The 21,699-nt window shown below is 32.7% G+C and carries 18 protein-coding genes and 1 pseudogene; 10 read left to right on the top strand and 9 right to left on the bottom strand.

From position 1 onward, the window contains the following. Positions 1-314: 314 nt before the first annotated feature. Positions 315-3,566 carry a VaFE repeat-containing surface-anchored protein gene (locus ACUN26_RS14025; protein WP_000044811.1) on the top strand — a complete coding sequence of 1,084 codons (3,252 nt, stop codon included), beginning with the start codon at positions 315-317 and terminating at the stop codon, positions 3,564-3,566. 101 nt (positions 3,567-3,667) lie between these two features. On the opposite strand, the gene ACUN26_RS14020 is transcribed toward ACUN26_RS14025, so the two are convergent. Continuing rightward, positions 3,668-3,922, bottom strand: coding sequence for a SunI/YnzG family protein (locus ACUN26_RS14020; RefSeq protein ID WP_002093492.1), 255 nt, complete (start codon positions 3,920-3,922; stop codon positions 3,668-3,670). Between the two features lie 257 nt (positions 3,923-4,179). Between ACUN26_RS14020 and ACUN26_RS14015 the strand changes: the two genes are divergently transcribed. Next, the gene (locus tag ACUN26_RS14015) at positions 4,180-4,923 is read left to right on the top strand and encodes a M15 family metallopeptidase (RefSeq protein ID WP_001220648.1); all 744 of its coding nucleotides are present in this window, start codon (positions 4,180-4,182) and stop codon (positions 4,921-4,923) included. Positions 4,924-5,226: 303 nt separating this feature from the next. On the opposite strand, the gene ACUN26_RS14010 is transcribed toward ACUN26_RS14015, so the two are convergent. Beyond that, a complete protein-coding gene (locus tag ACUN26_RS14010) occupies positions 5,227-5,565 on the bottom strand; it encodes an ATP-binding cassette domain-containing protein (RefSeq protein WP_002093494.1) in 339 nt (112 codons plus the stop codon). Positions 5,566-6,592: 1,027 nt separating this feature from the next. On the opposite strand from ACUN26_RS14010, the gene ACUN26_RS14005 reads away from it, so the two are divergent. Then, complete coding sequence (locus ACUN26_RS14005; protein WP_001225484.1) at positions 6,593-9,322, top strand: sensor domain-containing protein; 2,730 nt, start codon at positions 6,593-6,595, stop codon at positions 9,320-9,322. A 152-nt stretch (positions 9,323-9,474) separates the two neighbouring features. On the opposite strand, the gene ACUN26_RS14000 is transcribed toward ACUN26_RS14005, so the two are convergent. Continuing rightward, positions 9,475-10,119, bottom strand: a complete 645-nt coding sequence (locus ACUN26_RS14000; RefSeq protein ID WP_000255295.1) for a TetR/AcrR family transcriptional regulator — start codon at positions 10,117-10,119, stop codon at positions 9,475-9,477. A gap of 731 nt (positions 10,120-10,850) precedes the next feature. On the opposite strand from ACUN26_RS14000, the gene ACUN26_RS13995 reads away from it, so the two are divergent. Then, entirely contained in the window at positions 10,851-11,888 is a 1,038-nt protein-coding gene (locus ACUN26_RS13995) for a glycosyl hydrolase family 18 protein (protein ID WP_000769450.1), read from the top strand. 372 nt (positions 11,889-12,260) lie between these two features. Here ACUN26_RS13995 and ACUN26_RS13990 read toward each other — a convergent pair whose 3' ends face one another. After that, entirely contained in the window at positions 12,261-12,764 is a 504-nt protein-coding gene (locus ACUN26_RS13990) for a GNAT family N-acetyltransferase (RefSeq protein WP_000636222.1), read from the bottom strand. A 255-nt stretch (positions 12,765-13,019) separates the two neighbouring features. Here ACUN26_RS13990 and ACUN26_RS13985 point away from each other — a divergent pair, with 255 nt between their 5' ends. The 6 genes and pseudogenes from ACUN26_RS13985 to ACUN26_RS13960 all read left to right on the top strand — a co-directional run bounded on the left by ACUN26_RS13985 (position 13,020) and on the right by ACUN26_RS13960 (position 16,797). Further along, a complete protein-coding gene (locus ACUN26_RS13985) occupies positions 13,020-13,418 on the top strand; it encodes a DUF2871 family protein (protein ID WP_000737892.1) in 399 nt (132 codons plus the stop codon). A 129-nt stretch (positions 13,419-13,547) separates the two neighbouring features. Further along, positions 13,548-14,939: an FAD-binding oxidoreductase gene (locus ACUN26_RS13980; RefSeq protein WP_000406565.1), complete on the top strand. Its 1,392-nt coding sequence runs from the start codon at positions 13,548-13,550 to the stop codon at positions 14,937-14,939. Between the two features lie 50 nt (positions 14,940-14,989). Next, positions 14,990-15,118, top strand: a pseudogene (locus ACUN26_RS13975) (transporter); the annotation flags it as partial. A 39-nt stretch (positions 15,119-15,157) separates the two neighbouring features. Beyond that, complete coding sequence (locus ACUN26_RS13970; RefSeq protein ID WP_001172066.1) at positions 15,158-15,505, top strand: DUF4260 domain-containing protein; 348 nt, start codon at positions 15,158-15,160, stop codon at positions 15,503-15,505. A gap of 23 nt (positions 15,506-15,528) precedes the next feature. After that, positions 15,529-16,056: a GrpB family protein gene (locus tag ACUN26_RS13965; RefSeq protein ID WP_000813515.1), complete on the top strand. Its 528-nt coding sequence runs from the start codon at positions 15,529-15,531 to the stop codon at positions 16,054-16,056. 141 nt (positions 16,057-16,197) lie between these two features. Next, positions 16,198-16,797, top strand: coding sequence for an FMN-binding negative transcriptional regulator (locus ACUN26_RS13960; protein WP_000275802.1), 600 nt, complete (start codon positions 16,198-16,200; stop codon positions 16,795-16,797). A gap of 73 nt (positions 16,798-16,870) precedes the next feature. Here ACUN26_RS13960 and ACUN26_RS13955 read toward each other — a convergent pair whose 3' ends face one another. From ACUN26_RS13955 to ACUN26_RS13935, 5 genes are all read right to left on the bottom strand, one after another. Further along, the gene (locus ACUN26_RS13955; protein WP_000592018.1) at positions 16,871-17,059 is read right to left on the bottom strand and encodes a Phr family secreted Rap phosphatase inhibitor; all 189 of its coding nucleotides are present in this window, start codon (positions 17,057-17,059) and stop codon (positions 16,871-16,873) included. Further along, positions 17,056-18,150, bottom strand: a complete 1,095-nt coding sequence (locus ACUN26_RS13950; protein ID WP_001102708.1) for a response regulator aspartate phosphatase — start codon at positions 18,148-18,150, stop codon at positions 17,056-17,058. The genes ACUN26_RS13955 and ACUN26_RS13950 overlap by 4 nt, the downstream gene beginning before the upstream one ends. A gap of 254 nt (positions 18,151-18,404) precedes the next feature. Continuing rightward, entirely contained in the window at positions 18,405-19,871 is a 1,467-nt protein-coding gene (locus tag ACUN26_RS13945; protein ID WP_000164897.1) for a protein adenylyltransferase SelO, read from the bottom strand. Between the two features lie 178 nt (positions 19,872-20,049). Then, positions 20,050-21,048 (bottom strand): NADP-dependent oxidoreductase, encoded by a 999-nt coding sequence (locus ACUN26_RS13940; protein WP_001202456.1) that lies wholly within the window; start codon positions 21,046-21,048, stop codon positions 20,050-20,052. A 31-nt stretch (positions 21,049-21,079) separates the two neighbouring features. Further along, positions 21,080-21,424: an ArsR/SmtB family transcription factor gene (locus ACUN26_RS13935; RefSeq protein WP_000571879.1), complete on the bottom strand. Its 345-nt coding sequence runs from the start codon at positions 21,422-21,424 to the stop codon at positions 21,080-21,082. Positions 21,425-21,699: the final 275 nt, after the last annotated feature.

Below are 21,699 nucleotides of genomic sequence, written 5' to 3'. Positions count from 1 at the left end.
AAAGCAATTGGGTGGATTTTCTTACAGTAATGGTTGGATAAAATAGAAGATTACTAACTTGAACAAAAGAACTACTAGTTACATATTTAACATACATATTTATCTGGTTAATTGCAGTCGTGTTTTGGAATCTGTATATAGTAAACTCATTTAAAAACTTGAAAAATATTAAAATGTGTAAATTTTATGACTATTTAGCCAATTTTGTTTAATATTTGTAATTTGTTGTTTTATAATGATAATCGGGTTGCTCGTGAATGTTTTAGATATTGCGATATATACTCAGATAAATTTATTTTAGGGAGGTTTCAGAATTGAGTAAGAGAGTTATTATAAGAGTTTTTACATTATTATCAGTACTGGCATTATTCCTTAATGTGTTTTTACCAAGGGCTAGTGCAGAAGTTATGACGCATGAAAAATATTCAATGGACTGGAGTTATAGTAATAGTCTAGGTAAGTACATTCGAACTGAAATTATTAAAAATTCAAGTGGTCAAATTGCTTATTGCTTAACTCTTGGATTAAAATCACCAAATGGTGAAGATCTTCCTGAAATGGGGAAAACAGATAATGTAGTATATAAGGTCTTATTAAATGGTTTCCCACAAAAAAGTACTGAACAGCTGGGAGTAGCTAATAAAAATGAAGCGCATTATGCAACTCAGCTTGCGGTCTGGAATGCATTAGGACAACTTGATGTAAATGAATTAAAACATGAGAATAAAAATGTTGAAAAAGCAGCTAAGGCTATTATTAGTAATGCTAATAATAGTGAAGAGACGCAAGATATTTTTATGAATGTGATTCCTGCTGAAAAGCAAAAAGCAGAATTAAAGGGTGAGTTCTTTGAAACAAACCTATACACAGTACAAACAAATGCTAAGAGTGGTTCTTATAAGGTAGTAGCGAAAAATGCCCCTAATGGAGTTAAAATTGTTAGTGAAAATGGTGAAGTGAGAGATCAGCTTTCAGTTGGGGAAAAATTCCGTATCCAAATTCCTAAGAACACAAAAACAGGTGAATTTAATTTAAGTGTTGCTGCTAATTTAACTAAAGTTCAAGCAATTGCTTACCGCGGCACGGATACTGTTCAGAATGCTACAGTATTATTAGAAAGAAATGAAGAAAAGCTTAGTGGTGATCTTGCAGTAAATTGGGAAGCAACTGGTTCTTTAAAAATTAAAAAGGTTGGAGAAAATGGGGAAGTTCTAGCTGGTGCAGTATTTGAAGTCTTTAATGCAAATAATGAATCAGTTGGAAAAATCACGACTGGTGCTGATGGTACTGCAGAATTAAATAACCTACAAATTGGTACATATACAGTAAAAGAAATTAAAGCACCAACAGGTTATGTTTCAGGTGATAAACCACAAACTATTGAAGTTAAAACAGGGGAAACAGGAGCTGTTCAAGTAGTAAACAATAAAGTAAAAGGTAACATCGAAATTAAAAAACTTAGTGATTCAGGAAAGGTTTTACCAAATGTTGAATTCACAGTCTTCACTGAAGATGGAAAAGAAGTGAAAAAAGTAGTAACAAAAGAAAATGGAATTGCAAACGTTGAAGGTCTTACGTATGGTAAGTATTATTTCTTAGAGACAAAAACACTTAATGGATATATTGAAAATAAAACAAAGTATCCTTTTGAAATTAAAGAGCACAATAAAACACTTACTTTTACAGTGGAAAATACCGAAGTAAAAGGTAATGTAAAATTACTTAAAGTAGATAATGAAGATATCAGCAAAAAATTAGAAGGTGCAGTATTCGAGTTAAAAGATGCAAGTGGGAAAGTTATTGGTGAATATAAGACAGATAAAAATGGTGAAGTTAACGTCAAAAATTTAGCATATGGTAAATATTCATTTGTAGAAAAGGCTTCTCCAAATGGTTATGTTCTTATTAAAGAACCAATTGTGTTCGAAATAAAGGAACATGGGAAAATTATTGAGTTATTAGCAGTTAATCATCTTATCAAAGGTGATCTAGAAATTACAAAAGTTGATGTAGCTGATGGAAACAACAAACTTCCAAATGCAGAGTTTACTATTTATAATGAAGCAGGAAAAGAAGTAGTAAAAGGAAAAACAGACGATAAAGGTATCGCGAAGTTTGAAAAGTTACCATTTGGAAAATACACATATAAAGAAACTGTTGCACCAAAAGGTTATGTATTGAATGAAGAAACGTTCTCTTTTGAGATCAAAGAGAATGGTCAAATCATTAAACATATTGTCAAAGATGAAAAGATTCCTTCAATAAAAACAACAGCTACTGATAAAACAGATGACACAAAAGAAATGCACACTTCTAAGTCTGTAACAATCCAAGATAAAGTGGAATACAAAGACCTACAAGTAGGTAAAGAGTACACTTTAAAAGGTAAATTAATGGATAAAAAGACTAATAAACCATTAGTTGTAAATGGTAAAGAAGTAACTGCTGAAACTAAGTTTACATCAAAAGAAGCAAACGGATCTATCACACTAGATTTCACTTTTGATGCAACTGGTTTAGAAGAAAAGGAAGTAGTAGTATTCGAAGAGTTACTGAAAGACGGAAAAGTTGTTACGACACATACTGATATCAATGATAAAGGTCAAACAGTTAAGTTCGTTAAGCCATTAGTAAAAACAACTGCTACAAACAAAGCTGATGGTGGAAAAGAGATTCATGCAAAGGATGCTATCACTATCCAAGATAAAGTGGAGTATACTAACTTAGTTGTTGGTAAAGAGTACACTGTAAAAGGAAAATTAATGAACAATGCTATTAACGAACCATTATTAATTGGTGGTAAAGAAGTAACAGCTGAGACTAAATTTATTGCAAAAGAAAAGAATGGTTTTGTAACATTAGACTTTACTTTCGTTGGTGCTGAGCAGCAAGGAAGAGAAGTAGTCGTGTTTGAAGACTTGTTACATGAAGGTCAAGTAATAGCAACTCACGCTGACATTAACGATGTAGGTCAAACAGTTCGATTTGTAGAGCCTTCTATTAAAACGACAGCTACAAACAAAGCTGATGGTTCTAAAGAGTTAGATGCTTCTAAATCTGTAACAATCCAAGATAAAGTGGAATACAAAGACTTAATCGTAGGTAAAGAGTACGTTGTAAAAGGCAAACTAATGGATAAAGCAACAAAAAAACCATTAGTAGTTGATGGTAAAGAAGTAACAGTAGAATCTAAATTTACAGCAAAAGAAAAAAATGGTTCTATCACACTAGATTTCACATTTAATGCTTCTGCATTACAAGGTAAAGAAGTGGTAGTGTTTGAAGAATTGTATCAAGATAATGTCTTGGTAGCTATACATGTTGACATCGAAGATAAGGGGCAAACAGTGAAATTTAAAGAAGTAAAACCTAATCAACCAAAACCAGATCAGCCGCATCCAGATAAAAGCATTCCAACACCAGAACAACAAAAAGCAGAAAAGACATTAAAATCAGGAATATTACCAGTTACAGGTGGAGATTTATCCATGTGGATCTCAATGGGCGTTGGCCTTTTATTATTAGCTCTTGGAACTGTATTATTTATCAAACGTAGAAACGCATAATAACTATATCATTTTTACAAAGAAGGTCTTCTAATAATTAGAAGACCTTTCATTTTTGAACTTAACTCGGATTTTGTTTGAGTCAGTTTGGACATTCGATTTTAAGCGTGAATAGCATTTAAAATCGAAAATTTATTCGTAGTAAATAATACATAATTTTGTTTTACCGTTTTAATTAAAATACGATCCGTTGTACCATATGCTGTTCCAATACGAATCACATTTGATTCTTCAACGCCAGCATAGGTAGAATCTTCGGTAACCTCAATCACATCACCTAATGGAATCGTAACCTTCGCCAACTGCCATGAAATAATTAACTCTTCCTTTGTTTTTTTTACATGAATACCTAGCATCATACCAAGACCTTTCTATAATAGAATGCTACACTTTTCATCTTATTATACAAATTTTCAGATTGTTTTTCTATATGTAGGAATAGAATGGATTTTATATATTGGAATCTTAAGAGTGGCAAAGAAATAGGAAGATATACTGTCATTTTAGTAAGGAATACTGTATGAAGAAAAGTTCACGTCAAATTAATATGGATTTGATATGGTTCAAGTATGATGAACGAGAAACAGTAAGCGTGTTAGGAAGGAAATGAATAATGAGAATTAAATTAGTAGGGATTTTCACTTGTATGATTGTGATACTAGGTGTCTTTATCGTTTACACCAATCAATCTATTGGTAAAGAACCAGAAAAGACAAATTATGAAACTCGTGAAAACTCCATAAATAATGAGAATAATAGTAAGCAAAATGGGACTTCAAATAAGATAGCAAGTTCTTTTGCTAGTATACAGGCTGTAGTAAATAAGGAATATGGATTGCCCGAAGACTATAAGCCAAAGGATTTAGTAGTACCGAATGTACCATTCTCATTTAGTGGAACGGTAGAAAAGAGTTATCTGCGTAAAGAAGCAGCTGAAGCGCTAGAAAAGTTATTCCTTCTAGCTAAGCAAGAGGGGATCCAGTTGAATGCTGTTTCAGGGTTTCGTTCCTATGAATATCAAAAAACTCTGTATGCCAACAATGTTAAAAGGAAAGGACAAGAGCATACGGATCGTTTCTCGGCAAAGCCTGGACATAGTGAACATCAAACAGGATTAACGATGGACGTTTCATCTAAAAGTGCAAATAATGAACTAGAGCTAGCGTTTGCGAACACGAAGGAAGGCAAATGGTTGAAAGAAAATGCGCATCGTGCAGGATTTATCATTCGTTATTCTAAGGGGAAGGAAAGTATTACAGGTTATGCATATGAACCTTGGCATATTCGCTATGTAGGACATATTGCTGAAAATATATATAAGAAAAACCTGACTTTAGAAGAATATATGAATCTGTGAAAATAGAATTGAAAAGTTAAACTGTATTTAATGTTTAAGAATCCTACTTTTCTTATTAAAAGGCCTAGTTTCTCAATGTATTATAGAGAAACTAGGCCTTTTTCATCATTTTATCAAAGTATTTTTCAGTTAATGATTCGATGTACTGATTATATTTTCAAGTGTTCGCTTTGAGCTACATAGATATAGTTTTTGTTGCAACTGTTTGTTGAAATACCTTATCATGCTCAACAATAACCATTGTGGGATTAAATTGTTGAATAAGCTCTTCAATCTGCATACGCGAATAGATATCTATAAAATTTAGTGGTTCGTCCCATATATATAAATGAGCTTTTTATAGAATATTTCACGTAGAAATTCCCAATCTTCTGTTTGGGGACAAATTTCTTCAAGGATTTCATGAGTAAGTTTGTTCTTATCTGCAACAGGATAGGGGAAGTAATTGAATTCTACCGAAGCAAGGATTTTCCCACTATACTCATAATTCCCTAACAATAAATTAAAGAATGTCGTTTTACCTCGTCCGTTTCTACCGATAAATCTCAGTTTCCAATCCGTATCTATTTGGAAGTTTACACCTTCAAAAATAGTATCAAAGCTACGTGGGTATGAAAAAGTTAAGTCTTGGACTTTTATCATTGATATAATAATTCCTCCTTTATATATCGAAACGTTTCATATAAAGGAGGAACATCCATCCATTTTTTAATTCCTCTATATAAGTTTGATGGATATTAACGACTTATATAGAGCATTACATGTGTAATAATAGTGTCTGAAGTACTCATTTTTTTCGCTCCTTTATTTGTTAGGTGTATGTAACAATTAATAAGTTTCAACTAACATAAAACGGGAATAAAAAAATCCCCCAATTTGTAATCGGAAGGATTAGTCTTTCGTCTATAATTAATAAGTACTTATTAATTATTTGAATCATGACAAATAAAGTATGAACTGAATTTTAAAAATGGATAGACTAACCCTATATTTTGTAGTTTGAAGTTATAAAATTCAACTTAAAATATAAATTAGTTAATCATTATTCATCCATCATTCCTTTCATAATTCTATTTTTAGAGTAACATTCTTTTTTGAGATGCAATATCAGAATCAGCTTCACCTAATCCTAAATCATTTATAATTCTTTGAGTAAGGAAATAAAACATTACCTTCTTTTTATAAATATCGTATTATTGTTCAATATTTCATGCCTTTTGTCCATTAAAAGGGGAGAGATTTGAAATTGACATCAATCTTGGTTGTAACTATAATAGTTACAGTTAGTTTCGTAAATTAATTCGAATTTCCATGTTAATGATAGTATATTTTCATTTCTTTTAAGTGTGATAGTTAGCAACTAAATATAATCCAATAGAGGATTATATTCTATCTCATATTTAAAGAGTAGTTAAGTTGTACCATCCAAATTTACTATGCACAAACACTTAAAAAACTACATTTTTCAACTTATCCTTTTTGGAATCCTCGGTATTAAAAATTGTAAACATATACAAAAAATTAACAAGACTGTTGTATGTAGAAAGAAATCTTTTAAAAAGGTCATAATATGGATAATAGGTGGCACACATTTTAATTAGTAGGAGTTGTGCCACTATCAAGACATTTTTTAATAAAAGTATAGAAAAAACTCAAGAAGGTGAGTCCATTGCGTAAACATGCATATGTGCAATTTTATGTATTGATATTGGCTTTAATAGCTTATATAAGCTTTTGCTTTATATTTTTATTTGTTTTTCCCAATCATTATTTCGTATCAGATTTTAATATCCGACTATCATCTTTAGTCATTGAAACTACTGTGTTTATCTCATTACTGTATTCTATATTAGCTAGAAAAATTAAGTTAGAAGTATTCTGGGTTTGCATTATTATTGCAATAGGGTGTTTCTTGATAGGGAATTTCATATCCGCTTTTCAAGTACTTAATGTGGAATTGCCAATACAAAATTTTAATATCTCTGATGTATTTTTGTTGTTTTTCTTATTCTTCTTTCTCTTTGCGTTCTTTTATAAAATCATGATGGAATGTAACAAGTGGGAGAAAGCGTATTTACTTTGTGATTTATGTATTGTTGTTACTGCTATTTTTACATTAGAGTGGTACCTATTTAATAAACCTTCTGCAAATATCTTATTTTTATCAATTGGAGATGTTTTTCTCTCATTTATTTTTCCGATTTTAGATTTATTGCTTCTATTACTTGGAGTTACCCTAATCTTTCGACCAGCTATTTTCAATACAAAAAGTAAATTGTTTATTTTTATCCTAGTATTAACCGGATTGGCTATTACGGACTACTTGTATTTTTATTTACAAGACGATTTATCAGATCGTTCAGTTATATTATTAAGGTGTTTGTATAGAGTTTTCCTATTATTTATCGCTATTGCTGCTACAATTCCAAAGAATGCATCTTCTAAAAGAAATTATTTTATTATTAATCCGACATTTGGAAAGAAAATTCTTGTCATTTTCCCTTATCTTGCAGTTACAGTTTTAATTGGCTTTACTTTGAAAGAGCAAACTTCTTCATCTACACTGATTATGGGAAATTGTATTGCTTTTGTATTTGTACTGATTCGTCATACAATCGTACGAATGCAAAACAAAGATTTAACTGAAACATTAAAAGTGTTTAATAATCAATTAGAACAAACAGTATCTCAAAGAACAATGGATTTAATAAACAAATCTAATGATTTGGTAAAAAATCAAGAGAGATTTAAGTCACTATATGAGTATCATCCGGATCCTATATTAACGATTGATTCAAATGGTACCGTATTAAATATAAACCAGGCTGGAAGTATGTTATTAGGAAAAGACAGTGCTGTATTAATAGGGAAAGAGTGCTTCTCTATTTTTTTAGATGAGGATAAATCTGAATTGGAATCGGCTATAAAGAAAGGAAAACGATGTAGTTCATCTTCGTTACAGTTACGTGTGAAAAATAACAATGAGAAGGATATACTCTTTTGGTATGTCACTATAGTTCCTATTATGATAGAAGGACAAACCTTTGGGAGTTATGTAATGGTAAAAGACATAACGAGGATGAAACAACAGCAGGATGAGATAAATTATCTTGCATTCCATGATACGGTGACGGAGATTGGAAATCGTATATTCTTCCAGCAAGAATTAGAAAAATCTATTAAGCGTGCACAAAAAACACAGGATAAGCTTGGGCTCTTGTATATTGATTTGAATCGCTTTAAGACTATTAATGATACACTGGGTCATTCGATTGGTGACAGGGTTTTAAAAGAAGTTGCCAACCGTTTTAGGACATGTCTGTCACCGACTATTCCTCTAGCAAGAATAGGGGGAGATGAGTTTGCGATCATTATCCATAACCAAACAGAGCAACAGCTATTGGATTTGTGTGAAACTTTATTTCGTATAACTGAAGAATCATTTGTAGTAAATCAGCATAGTTTTTACTTATCTCTTAGTATAGGAATAGCAGTGTATCCGTTTGGAGGAATAAATACTACTACACTTTTACAACATGCTGATATTGCTATGTATAGTGCAAAGGAAAAAGGTAACAATGCTGTTTGTATGTATGACGAGACATTATCTCGAAAAATAACCCGTCGATTACGATTAGAACAGGATTTACCAAATGCAATTGAAAATAATGAGTTGTTTTTATTGTATCAACCACAGATTGATAGTAAGGCAGGTAAGGTTATTGGTTCAGAGGCTTTACTACGTTGGCAACATCCAGAGCTCGGGCTGATTTCTCCTTTTGAGTTTATACCTATCGCAGAAGAAACGTCGCAGATTATTTCAATTGGGAAATGGACATTACAGAAAGCGTGTCGACAGCTGAAAGAATGGCATTCTGCGGGCTATTCAAATCTAAAGATGGGGATAAATTTATCAGCTATAGAGTTTGAACAGAAAGACTTTGTCCAAATAATTATATCGACCATAGAAGAAATAGGAGTACCTGCTAGTTCTATTGATTTGGAATTAACAGAGCGAATAGCAATGGTAGATGAAAAAGAAACTTTATCGAAGTTAAAAGCATTAAAATCATATGGTGTACATTTATCAATTGACGATTTTGGTACAGGTTATTCTTCATTAGCGTATCTGCCACTGTATCCAATTGATACTTTGAAAATTCCGAGAGAATTTGTTAATAGGATCGAAACTTCTACTGATGGAGATGAAATTATACAAACCATTATTTCACTAGCGCATACTTTAAATATGAAAGTGATAGCAGAAGGGGTGGAAACGAAGGGACAGTTAACAGTGTTACAACAAAATGCATGCTATCTAATTCAGGGCTATTATTACAGTAAACCTGTAAATGAAGATGAGTTTCTCATGTTTTTAAACACGATGTGGAATGAATAAGTGAGAACTCCGTATATGTGAAGTAAAGTGAAAAGAAGTTCTATCTATATTGAGTAGAACTTCTTTTTTATACTTATTTATCAATAGATAATTAGTTAGACCTTCAACCTAAAATATAAATAGCTTTTCTAAATGTGAAGAAGCCTAGATAGTTATCTGTGAGAAACAGAAGTAATTAAAAAGTTAATTAAAGTTTGTAACAGTTCATCAGAGCAGTCAATACTTTCTTTTTCATACACATCACTTCTCGTAGCCATTCGATATAAGGTACCCAATAAGATATGGGTAATGGTTAAGGCAAGTAATCGAGGATCTATATCTTTACGGAATGAACCATCTTGTATTCCTTCTTCGATTAATTCTTGTAATGTGAATAAAGCTTGCCCTGTAATAGATGTATATTTTTCTTCTAACTCTGGTGTAGGATACGATTTAGAATACAATTGATCAAACAAGCCTATGAAGCGGAATTGGGAGGAGTTTGTTTGATATTGATGACTAATAAATTTAAACATAGATTCCATCTTTTCGAAAGCGTTAGTTCCGTTTTGTACTTCTTCTTTTTCAGCTTCTAGTAACTCTGTTAAGATTCGGATTTGAATATTAAATAAAATTTCATGAATGGATTTATAGTATTTGTAAAGGGTAACTCTACTAATTTTTGCTTTATTAACGATATCCACAATAGTGATATCCATTAATCCCTTTTCTAAGGCCAACTCCAATGCAACATCTAAAATTTGTATTCTTCTAGCATTACGCATCTGTTCTAATTCTTGTTTCCGTGTTGAGACCATTAATTTGCACTCCATATTGTAAATAGTTTTTATTTATTAATATTACTCACCATTTTAATATGAAATAAATTACAAATCAATATTAGTCATATGGTAATCAGGTTATATAAAAACATATAGTATCAGTTTATATTATTACCTTACTAAACAAATTGCTTATTTAGTAACGAGTTTGTGATTTTGGTTTTTGTGCGTATGTTCGTTTTAGTGTTCAAATTCTCAGCTGCGTCTGTATTTACTAATGTAAAAACTATACCTTCTTTTAAACTGAAAGTACTTGCTAAGTAATGTTTGTTATTTCCTGAATTTTTTCATTCAACAAGTTCCTTAGAGCTTTTGTATAGTGTACAAACTATCATTTTTAGAGAGGATAAAGGTATTAACATCGTGTAAATACCCTAGCGATTTGAATTATATATGTGTGTTAACACGTTGTAACTATCTTTTTGTGAAATTCTTAATTTTAAGCAAGATTATATATCTGGTCTAGAATTTTTAGTATTGTCTATTGCACACAATAAAAATGAGTGTTGACATTAAAAATACTTAGGGTTACTATTTGTTTGTGGTGTTTACACGGTGTAAACACTTGGAGTGATGAAGGGAGAGAATTTTTCAGTTGAGGTAATTTACTATAGAGTAATTTATATTGTATCTATATAATCTTTTTATAAAGATAATCAGATTTATATTCGTGAATATATATTACTCAAAAAAGGAGAGATAGAAAAATGAAGTTAAAACCGTACATAATCGCTTTCAGCCTATCTGCAATTCTAGCATACAATACTATGTTAGTTTCTGCCGATAGCACAGAACAACCTATTGTTCTCGGGTATACCTTATATGGTACATCCACTGATTCTCTAAAGGTAACACAACCAGCAATGAATCAAGTATCAACAGATAACTTTTTCTTTTATGCAGATGGTACTGTGCAAGGGGAAGCACCTAAAGAAGTATTGTCCTATTCGCAAAAAAATAAAATAAAAATTTATGCAGCTTTATCTAACTTTAATAATGATATTAATTACTTTGACGAGAATTTAGCTCATAACGTTCTTTCTAATTCAGGGAAAAGAACAAAATTAATAAATCAAATATATAATATAGTTGTTAAATATAAGTATGATGGCGTAAATATTGATTTAGAAAATATTAAGTCAGAAGATCGGGACTTACTTACTACTTTTGTAAAAGAGACATCAAAAAAATTCCATGGTTCAGGTCATTCTGTTATGGTATCGGTTCCTGCCAAGAATGAGGATGATCGTGAGAATACATGGACATGGCCATTTGATTATGCTCAATTAGGTGAAAATGTAGATTTTCTTCAAGTAATGACTTACGATGAACATGGTACATGGAGTCAACCAGGATCTACTATTAGTAAGCCATGGTTAGAAGAAAATCTAAATTACACTACTAGAGTGGTAGATAATAAAAAAATTATTATGGGTATCCCTGCATACGGAAATGATTGGGATTTGAGTGATAAAAGTAATAGCAAAATGCTTGCTTGGAAGGACACAAATGAACTTATTCAAAAAACAAATGCAAAACCGCGTCGTGATGGAGCGTCTGGTTCGATGGTGTTTACGTATACGGATAAAAATAATCATAAGCATGAAGTTTGGTATGAGGATGAAACAAGTATTAAACAAAAAACTCACTATACAATCACAAAGAATCTTGCAGGGGTTTCCGTTTATGCAATAGGACAGGAGAATAAACAATTCTGGACAGCAGTATCTAGTGGCTTAAAATAATTCCTGGACATAATAATAAATCATATTTATTTTATAGAAATTATAGGTTATACTAAAGTTAGGTGCAAAAATGCACTGTTTGAAAAAGAGTGAAAAACAAAAAGGAATCCGTAAAGGGTTCCTTTTTGTTTTTTTCAATGAAGTAATATTCTAATTATCCCTGTCTTTTTTATATGCAAATGAACTCACTCATTATAAATTTAAAATGAATTTTGGGGAGATTTAGGAATTCTTGCAATAAAATATAGGACACCATTTTGGTTGTCTGCTCGTGGAACAAATGCCAGAAATACTTTTTAAGTAATTGGCTGTTCTTTTCCTTGCCAAAACCTTCAGTTATAGGAAGAGGTTCAATGAATTGCGTCTTAAGTATTATACGTTATACCCGAATAATTTTAAATCTTCTCCTGAGTCTGAAATTATCTTTTCGAACTGCAATCCTACTTTTTCTAAAAGCTTTCCTGAGGCGGTGTTATCTATTGAAGTAATTGCTACAATTCGTTTCAGTCCAAATTTTTGTACACCGTATTCGATTACCGCAGAAGCAGACTCGTGGCCATATCCTTTTGAACGGAATTTTTCTAAAAAGGCAAAGCCGATATCAACATCTTCTAATGAATCTCTTTTAATAAGACCGCACATGCCAAGTGGCGTGAGGTCTTCTTTTCTTTCTACTAAGTAAAGGCCAAATCCGAGTTTGTTATACATATCGACTGGTCCGTTTACGATATAATTTTTTGCGTCTTCTAAGTTTCTAACCCCTTTATCGCCAATAAACTGAATCCATGCAGGATCGTTTACTAATTCAAGAATAAACGGAGCATCTTTTATATCGAGCCAACGAAGAGTGAGTCGTTCAGTTTCAAGAACTATCAATCTATTGCACCACCTTTAAATGTTATAACAATTAGTATGGATTGCGTAATACAAAAGTGCAACATATTTTAATTACGCTCTACTTGTTCACATAAAGTTCGTTTGTTTTGTATAAAAGGATATTTTATAATTAGATTTGATTGTAAAGAGTGAGATGCTTATACAATAACTCCTAGGTGACTAGGAGTTTTTACTATATAACTATCATTATTACTAAATATGACACACTACACATTCTACTCAAGGAGGTATATAATGAAAAAATTATATAATGCATCGTTTACGTATTTAATTATCGGTTTATTGTCAGGAATATTTGCTAGGGAGTATGGGAAGTATAAAGGGATTTTAGGCTCTACTTTATTAAATCTTTTACATACACATACACTTGTACTTGGTTTTTTCTTCTTTTTAATTGCTTTAGGATTAGCAAAAGTATTCGCGTTTCATGAAGTGAAAGGATTTAATAAATGGTTTGTTTTACATAACATTGCATTAACTTTAATGTTAGGTTCGCTGGCAGCGAGAGGGCTTCTTCAATTAAATGGAGCGGATTTTAAAGGGTTAACGTATATTGTAGGTTTCTCTCATTCATTGATGGCAGTTACTTTAATTTGGTTTATGTTGTTAATAAAGAAGTCATATAAAATGTAGTTTAAAAAGAACTTGTAGCGAGTGCTGCAAGTTCTTTTTTGTATGCTTAAAGTTAAAAAATCTCATTTTTCTAATTATTTTGTATAAAAATGGTATACTTATTTTAAAATTAAAAAAGGAGAGTTAGTTATGGAAATAACAATTGAGCATTTAGTAAATGAATTAAAGGATATACTTCCTGAAGAGCGAGTAGTAATAAATGAGACAGTAAGAGAGTTACATAGTAAAGATGAATCTTACCATACTAGTAGTTTACCTGATGTAGTTGTTTTTCCAAAAACGACCGAAGAGGTTAGCGGGATAATGAAAGTAGCGAGTGAGCATAAAAGATCTGTCGTTCCATTTGGGGTAGGCTCTAGTTTAGAAGGACATGTAATTCCGTATGAAAAGGGAATCACAATGGATTTTTCTCTTATGAATAAAATACTTGAAATAAGGGAGAAAGATTTTCTTGTGAGAGTACAGCCAGGAGTGACCCGCTCTCAGCTCAATAAAGAACTGAAGAAATACGGTTTGTTTTTTAGTGTAGACCCAGGAGCCGATGCAACGTTAGGTGGAATGGCTGCTACAAATGCAAGCGGAACGACAGCGGTTAAGTATGGCGTAATGCGTGATCAAGTTCGTGATTTAGAAGTGGTTCTAGCTGATGGAGGCATAATACATACGGGGAATTTAGCAGCGAAGTCATCATCAGGTTATCATTTAAATGGTATTTTCGTAGGTTCAGAAGGGACGCTTGGATGTTTTACAGAATTAACTTTAAAAGTATATGGTATACCAGAGCATGTTATGGCTGCCAGGGCATCGTTTCCAACTATAAATGATGCAGTAGAAGCTGTAATTAACATATTACAAGCAGGTATTCCAATCGCGAGAATTGAACTCGTTGATGAATTATCTATGAAACAAGTAAATCATTACAATGAAACAAGTTACAGAGAAGAACCGACGCTGTTTTTAGAGTTTCACGGCAATGAAGCAGGGTTAAAGCAAGATATTGAATTTACGAAAGAAATCGTTCTTGATCATAAATGTATAGAAATTGCGTTTGAGACGGAAACAGCAGCGAGAAATAAACTGTGGGATGCAAGACATAACTTAGCGTACTCTTACGTGCATAGTTATCCTGGTAAAAAGCTAATGAGTACAGACGTATGTGTGCCAATTTCGGAATTAGCTGGCGCAATTCAACATGCGAAAGAGGTATTAGATAAAGTAGGCCTTATTGGTGGTATTCTCGGTCATGTTGGGGATGGGAATTTCCATGTACTCTTAATGATTGACACAAATGATAAAGAGGAAGTGAAGAAGGCAGACGAAATAAACGAAAGTATCGTTCTGTATGCTCTTAAACGAGGAGGAACGTGTACAGGAGAACATGGCGTTGGAATCGGAAAACGAAAGTATCAAGAAGAAGAACATGGGGCGGCATTATTTGTAATGGAGAAAATAAAGAAAGCTCTTGATCCGCAAAATATTTTGAATCCGAATAAGGTGTTTCAATTAAAAGATAGGGGCTGAGTGGATGAAAATACTAGAAGCGATAAGTAATATAGCTGGAAAGTATTTTGCATTTTGGACCGGCTGCTGCACTCCCAAGTGTATTAGCGGCAGTATGGCATAACATTGCAGGGCCAATATTAGCGACAGTTTGGTCAAAAATACAAAGGGAAAATTTATCAATAAATATAGAAAAATAAGAGATAAGCATTTCATTTGAAATAGAGGAATGATAAATAATGCAAAAACGTATTGTACATTTTGAAGGAATGGTTGTATTTTTAGCCACGATTTATATGTATTCGATATATGAATTTAGTTGGATTATATTTTTTGTATTCCTTTTAGCGCCGGATTTATCCATGTTAGCGTATGGGATCAATAATCACGTTGGTGCTAACATTTATAATTTATTTCACACATATATCATATCGATATTAATTGTTATCATAGGTGTTTATTGTAAGATAGATATAGTTATTATGATTGGTTTAATATGGATAGCACATATTGGAATGGATCGAATGTTTGGATATGGGTTGAAATATGAGACGGATTTTAAGGATACTCATATTCAACGGTTATAATTTATTTTGAGAAGAGGGATACGTTGAAGCAGAGAATTGCTATCGAAGAATATGATGTCAAATGGGAAAGTGAATTTAATAAAATACACACTCTTATTAACAATGTAATGGAAGACAGCATTGTATCTATTGAACATGTTGGGAGTACATCTGTTAAAGGGCTTGCATCAAAACCAATATTAGATATTGATGTTGTAATAGAAGAGTACGAAATTTTTCATGAGGTAGTAAAAAAACTGGAGAAGATAGGGTACTATCATCAGTTAGAATGGAGCTTTAAAGGAAGAGAAGCGTTTGGAAGAAAGGATGCGTTCGTTCCATGGAACGAGGGAAATACAGTTTGGATGGAACATCATTTATATGTGTGTGATAAAAATAGTGAAGAGTTGAGAAGGCATATAGCGTTTCGAGATTACCTGCGTGAACATACTGAAGTAGCTAATGAGTATGGAAACTTGAAGGAAGAGTTAGCAAGAGAGTCGAAAAATCGATCGAGCTATGGCGAAGGTAAAACAGCATTTATTACAAATATATTTGGAAAAATAAACTAAGGTCGCATTAAGTACATGCGACCTATTCTTATTAAATTGAATGCTGCCACTATAAAATAATGACAAACTGGCCCTGTTGATTGATGCGATTACTAAATATAATAGGAAAGAAAATAGAAAAGAGCGGAAAAGAGGGAGCTAATGTACATACCAAAATATTTTGCAATACAAGATGAAGAGATGAAGTACGAAACAATTGAACAAAATAGCTTTGCGACATTATTTTCTCAACATAACGGGGAACCATATGCAACGCATTTACCGTTGTTGCTAAATAGGGAAACGCTCACGTTATATGGTCACTTCGCACGTCCGAATGCACAGTGGAAAGATAGTGAGAATCAGCAAGTATTAGCTATATTTCAAGGGCCGCATAGTTACATCTCTCCGTCATGGTATGAAACAAACAAAGCTGTACCAACATGGAACTATGTTGCAGTACATGTATATGGAGAGTTAGAAGTTGTTGAAGATAAACAGGAATTATTAAATTCTCTTCAAGACTTAGTACATAAATATGAAGATCCACAGAGCACCTACTCACTTGATGATGTAGACCCGGATTATATGGCAGGGTTAAGTAAGGGGATAGTTGGGTTTAAAATAAAGATAAATAAAATAGAAGGAAAAGCGAAGTTAAGTCAAAATCATTCTATAGAGAGACGGAATTTAGTTGTGGAGAAACTTGAGAAAGTTGGTAGTGAGGGGAGTAAGAGGATTGCGGAGTTGATGAGAAAATAAAACCTGCATGAAAGGGAAATATTCTAAATAAGCGTATTTAAAAAGACCTTCTTAATTGAAGGTCTTTCATTTTTTAAAGTGCTTTTTCAGTTGTTGTTGAGTTGTAGTCTGTACTTACGCCAACGGATTGAACAAGGTCAGGTCTTTGTGGTGCAGGAAGATCAGCATGACCCGCTTGGTATGTAAATGAACTATGAATACCAGTAGCCAAAATACCGAAAACAGATAGTCCTAAAAAAACAGAGCTAATTTTTTTTATCATTTCAATGCCCCTTTCTCAAACGTTTTTTCTTTTGCTTGTAACGCTTTATGAAAATATTCACTTGCCTTAATGTGGTTATTTTCACTATAAAATTTAACAGCTAATTTTTCTGAGTATTCTTGAGTGTAGTTATATAATAATTCTTTGTCGAAAAACGTAATTCCTTTAAGAATAATTGTTTCTAATTCTTCAGAACCAACATTATTATTTAGTTCGTTTAGAATTTTAAAATGATATATATATTCTTCATTATTTAATTCCGTACAAATTTTTAACCCTTTTTGGATTAATCCTTCAGCGATAATTGTTTCATCTAGTTTAGAGTGTTCTCTTGCTTGCAAGAAGAGAGCTTTGAAATGTGTAGGCTTCTTTTCAGTTACTTCTGATAGGTGACGGATTGCGAGTGTGGAGAGGTTTTGACTCGCATATAACCAACCCAAATTATTACGTACACTTAAAATTAATTCTTTTTCATTAGATTTTTGTAAAAGGTGTATTGCTGAATTATATTGTTCTTCCGCTTGTTCATATTGTTTTAAATATACAAATGAGGCACCTAATGTATTTTTACATAATCCAACTTTAACTTCGTAGCCAGTTTGTTTATCGAAAATCTCTTTAGCTTTAGTTGCATATTCAATGGATTCAATTGGTTGGTAAAAGTGATAATGGAAAATCGCCATTCGATAATAAAATTCAGCATGCTCTAGATTATCAGTGTTATTTACTAATAATAACTTAGCCTGTTCATAATGTTCGCTAGCTATGTTATAGTCTGTGGTTAAAGTTGCATAAATGCCTTTAAAGAAGTGATAGTAGTAAGACAGTGGATGATTGGATGAGATTACGTAAGAATCTATTTTATCAAAGCTATCTTTTGAAATACTTAAACTATCTGTCAAAACTTTATGTCGAAACTCTAGTAAGGAATGATATAATGCTAAATTTTCATCTTCCTCGAAGTTTAGTTCCTTTTCCTCAATTTCATGCTTTAAGTTTGTCGCTTGGGATACATCTTGTTTTAGCATAGCCAAATACCAGTCATTAAATAATTTTGTAATTTGTTCATTACCTTGTAGTTGAACGTTCATGAAATCCCCTCACTTTTTGAATATTCTTATAAAATATAGTATCAAAAATAAAAATATTTAGAAATGATGTTTTATATTTCTCAATATTTGTTTAACAAGCTTACGAGTAAGTCTATTGGAATAGTGTAGAATTTGTTTTGGATTAAAGAAATGGCATCGGGGGATGTGCATTTTAAAGTTTTAGTTGAGTGGGGGATATAAAAAGGGTGCGTTCACACAATTGGTATGAACACACCTTGTTACATATTAAACAATCAAGTCCCACAAAAAGTACGATAAGGACGATTCGTCGGCGCAGGTGGAACGCAGTATTCTTCTTGCTCTGCAGAATAAGCATAAGGATTTGATAAAGCTTCAAGAAGTTTCTCCATTACGCTATAATCTCCATCTGTAACAGCTGCTTCTAATGCTTCTTCCACACGGTGGTTCCTTGGAGTGATCGACGGATTATTATTTTTCATCATCTCATAGGCGTTCTCTTTTGATTCTTCTTGTTTTTCTAATCGAGATTGCCATAGTCCGTACCATTCTTTAAATTCTGGACTTTCGAATAGAGGGGTATTTTCTAACGTATCGAGAGTTAAAGAACGGAAGGTATTTGTATAATCCGCTTTATATTTCTCCATCATTTTTAAATGTTGCTCAATAAGTGATTGATCTTGTTCCTCGTTGCTAAATAGTCCTAATTTCTTTTTCATTCCAAGGAACCAATTGCTTTCATACTGTACGCTAAATTTTGAAATTTCGTCTTGTGCAATCTTTAATGCTGCTTCTTCATCTTCATGTAGGATAGGTATTAAAGATTCAGCTAAACGAGCGAGATCCCAAGCAGCCATATATGGTTGGTTTCCATATGCATAACGGCCTTGTGTGTCAATAGAGCTAAATACGGTTCCTTGGTCGTAATTGTCCATAAATGCACAAGGACCGTAATCAATCGTTTCCCCACTAATCGTTATATTGTCAGTGTTCATTACACCATGGATAAATCCAACAAGTTGCCATTTAGCGATAAGACTTGCCTGTCTTTTAATGACTTCTTGTAGTAATGCAGTATATGGATTTTCATGAGATTCAATTTCTGGATAATGCCTTTTGATCGTATAGTCAGCTAGTGATTGAAGATCCTCGATAGAACCACGAGCGGCAGCATATTGAAATGTGCCAACACGTATATGGCTACTAGCAACCCTAGTTAAAATTGCTCCAGGTAACTTTGTTTCACGATATGTTGGTTCGCCAGTTGAGACAACTGCTAAACTTCGAGTAGTTGGAATATCAAGTGCATACATTGCTTCACTAATAATATACTCACGTAGCATCGGACCGAGTGCAGCACGACCATCACCGCGGCGTGAATACGGAGTAGGGCCAGAACCTTTCAGTTGAATGTCAAAACGTTTACCGGAAGGAGTAATTTGTTCGCCAATTAAAAGGGCACGACCGTCGCCTAACATATTAAAATGTCCGAATTGATGACCGGCATACGCTTGAGCTAATGGATGAGCTCCTTCAGGGAATGCATTACCAGCGAAAATAGCAATTTCAACTTCTTTTTTCAATTCTTCAGGATTAAAGCCGAGAGATATTGCTAGTGAATGATTTAGTTTAACTAGCTCCGGTGAACTTACGGGAGTAGGGGGGATTTCTGTATAGAATGATTGTGGTAAAGTCGTATAACTATTATCTAAATTCCAACCAGCTTCATTATTTTTAGTCATTTTATCTCCTCCTCTTTTGTAATTAGGATATGTATTTGTACGTATGTATTCTTTGTAAAGTTAACTAAAAGTATAATATAATATTTCCCCTTGCAATCTATTGTAAGGACTTCATTGCACAATGTCTATTTAACAGCAAATTTAAAACCTCCATTTTAAGAAAATGGAGGTTTTATTATTATTTCATTTTTACAATTATTTTTCCTTTTGCTCTTCCAGACTCTGAATATTCCATTGCTTTTTGAGCATCTTCAAAAGGGAAAACTCGATCGATTACAGGTTTGATTTGTCCAGCTTTAATATAGTTTGCAATAGTACGTAATTGATCCCCGCTTGGCTTCATAAATAAAAATGAATATTGAGCATTATGCTTTTTTTCAAGTGCGGTAAGTTTTTTGCTGGCTAATGAAAATAAGAGAGTTTTAAAGAATCCTGAACCAAATTCTTTACCGAAGCGAGCATTCGGCATGCCTGAAACGGAAACAATGTTTCCTCCGCTTTTTATAATATTGAATGATTTTTCAAGTGTTGCACCGCCGATTGTATCAAATACCGCATCATAATTTTTTAGTATATCTTCAAATTTCTCTGTTTTATAATTAATAATTTCATCTGCGCCAAGAGACGTTACTAAATTTACACCAGCTTCACTAGCAGTCGTTGTAACAGTGGCACCCATTATTTTTGCTAACTGAATAGCAAAAGTACCAACACCACCGGATCCAGCGTGAATTAAAATCTTTTGTCCTTTTTGTAATTGTATGATGTCATGTAATGCTTGATATGATGTTAAGCCAACGAGTGGAATCGAAGCAGCTTCCTCAAAACTTAAATTATTAGGTTTTAAAGCTATATCATTTTCATGAATGGCTATATACTCCGCGAAAGTACCAATCTTATTTTTTCTTGGGCGTGCATATATTTCATCACCGACTTTAAAGTTAGTCACTTTTGCCCCAACCTTTACGATGACACCGGAAAAGTCATTACCAAGTATTAGGGGCATTTCATATTTCAGTAACATTTTTACTTTTCCGTCGCGTATTTTAAAATCAATTGGATTAATGCTAGCTGCATGAATTTCTGCGAGCACTTCATACTCATTTATTTTAGGAGTAGGTACCTCTGTCATACGCATTGGGACTTTTCCATATCTATCAATTATCATTGCTCTCATTTCTTATACCTCCAAATACCGTATCTTTATTTCAATAAAAGTTGTGCAATAGCTTTTCAATATCTAACACAAGATTTTTTAATAAACCTAATTTTGTACGTATATCAATATAATAAAAGTTTTTTGTGCCTTCTTTTCGCATTAAAATAATACCAGCTTCTCGTAAAATCTTAAGGTGATGTGATACTGCTGGGCGGGAAAGGTGTGTTTGCTTCGTAATTTCTCCTACACGTAATCCGGTTTGACATTCCGTTTCCATGAGAACTAACAAAATAGCTTGCCTTGTTTCATCGCCAATTGCTAATAATACTTTTTGAGAGTCAATAAAATCTTTTTTTATAACATTTAATTGTTCTTGTTTATTCATTTCAATCACTTTGCCTCCAATAAATTAGTCGAAAGGTTTAAGATGATGAACCATTGCATCGATACGGTAATGCTACATGATTGTTGTATGAGCTGCAATATTGGGAAAGAAAATCGAGACGAATGAATTTTTTATTGTTGAAAATTATAGAGGGATAGAAAAGGGATTGGAAGGACTACATAACTCAATAGATGAAGTTTTAAAAATGAAAAATGATTTAACAATAAAATAAGCAATCGCAACCTTATATAATCCATAAGGTTATGATCGCTTATAATTTTTGT

The organism is Bacillus sp. WC2503, assembly GCF_052682895.1.
Note: the sequence above shows the minus strand (reverse complement) of the source record. Positions and strands in the feature narration are given on the sequence as shown.

Excerpts from the sequence above, each read along its gene's own strand:
- ACUN26_RS14020 (WP_002093492.1), bottom strand. The coding sequence starts at position 3,922 with ATGCTAGGTATTCATGTAAAAAAAACAAAGGAAGAGTTAATTATTTCA.
- ACUN26_RS13955 (WP_000592018.1), bottom strand. The coding sequence starts at position 17,059 with ATGATAAAAAAAATTAGCTCTGTTTTTTTAGGACTATCTGTTTTCGGT.
- ACUN26_RS14010 (WP_002093494.1), bottom strand. The coding sequence starts at position 5,565 with ATGATAAAAGTCCAAGACTTAACTTTTTCATACCCACGTAGCTTTGAT.
- ACUN26_RS13985 (WP_000737892.1), top strand. The coding sequence starts at position 13,020 with ATGAAAAAATTATATAATGCATCGTTTACGTATTTAATTATCGGTTTA.
- ACUN26_RS13960 (WP_000275802.1), top strand. The coding sequence starts at position 16,198 with ATGTACATACCAAAATATTTTGCAATACAAGATGAAGAGATGAAGTAC.
- ACUN26_RS13970 (WP_001172066.1), top strand. The coding sequence starts at position 15,158 with ATGCAAAAACGTATTGTACATTTTGAAGGAATGGTTGTATTTTTAGCC.
- ACUN26_RS13995 (WP_000769450.1), top strand. The coding sequence starts at position 10,851 with ATGAAGTTAAAACCGTACATAATCGCTTTCAGCCTATCTGCAATTCTA.
- ACUN26_RS14000 (WP_000255295.1), bottom strand. The coding sequence starts at position 10,119 with ATGGTCTCAACACGGAAACAAGAATTAGAACAGATGCGTAATGCTAGA.
- ACUN26_RS13950 (WP_001102708.1), bottom strand. The coding sequence starts at position 18,150 with ATGAACGTTCAACTACAAGGTAATGAACAAATTACAAAATTATTTAAT.
- ACUN26_RS13940 (WP_001202456.1), bottom strand. The coding sequence starts at position 21,048 with ATGAGAGCAATGATAATTGATAGATATGGAAAAGTCCCAATGCGTATG.
- ACUN26_RS14015 (WP_001220648.1), top strand. The coding sequence starts at position 4,180 with ATGAGAATTAAATTAGTAGGGATTTTCACTTGTATGATTGTGATACTA.
- ACUN26_RS13980 (WP_000406565.1), top strand. The coding sequence starts at position 13,548 with ATGGAAATAACAATTGAGCATTTAGTAAATGAATTAAAGGATATACTT.
- ACUN26_RS13945 (WP_000164897.1), bottom strand. The coding sequence starts at position 19,871 with ATGACTAAAAATAATGAAGCTGGTTGGAATTTAGATAATAGTTATACG.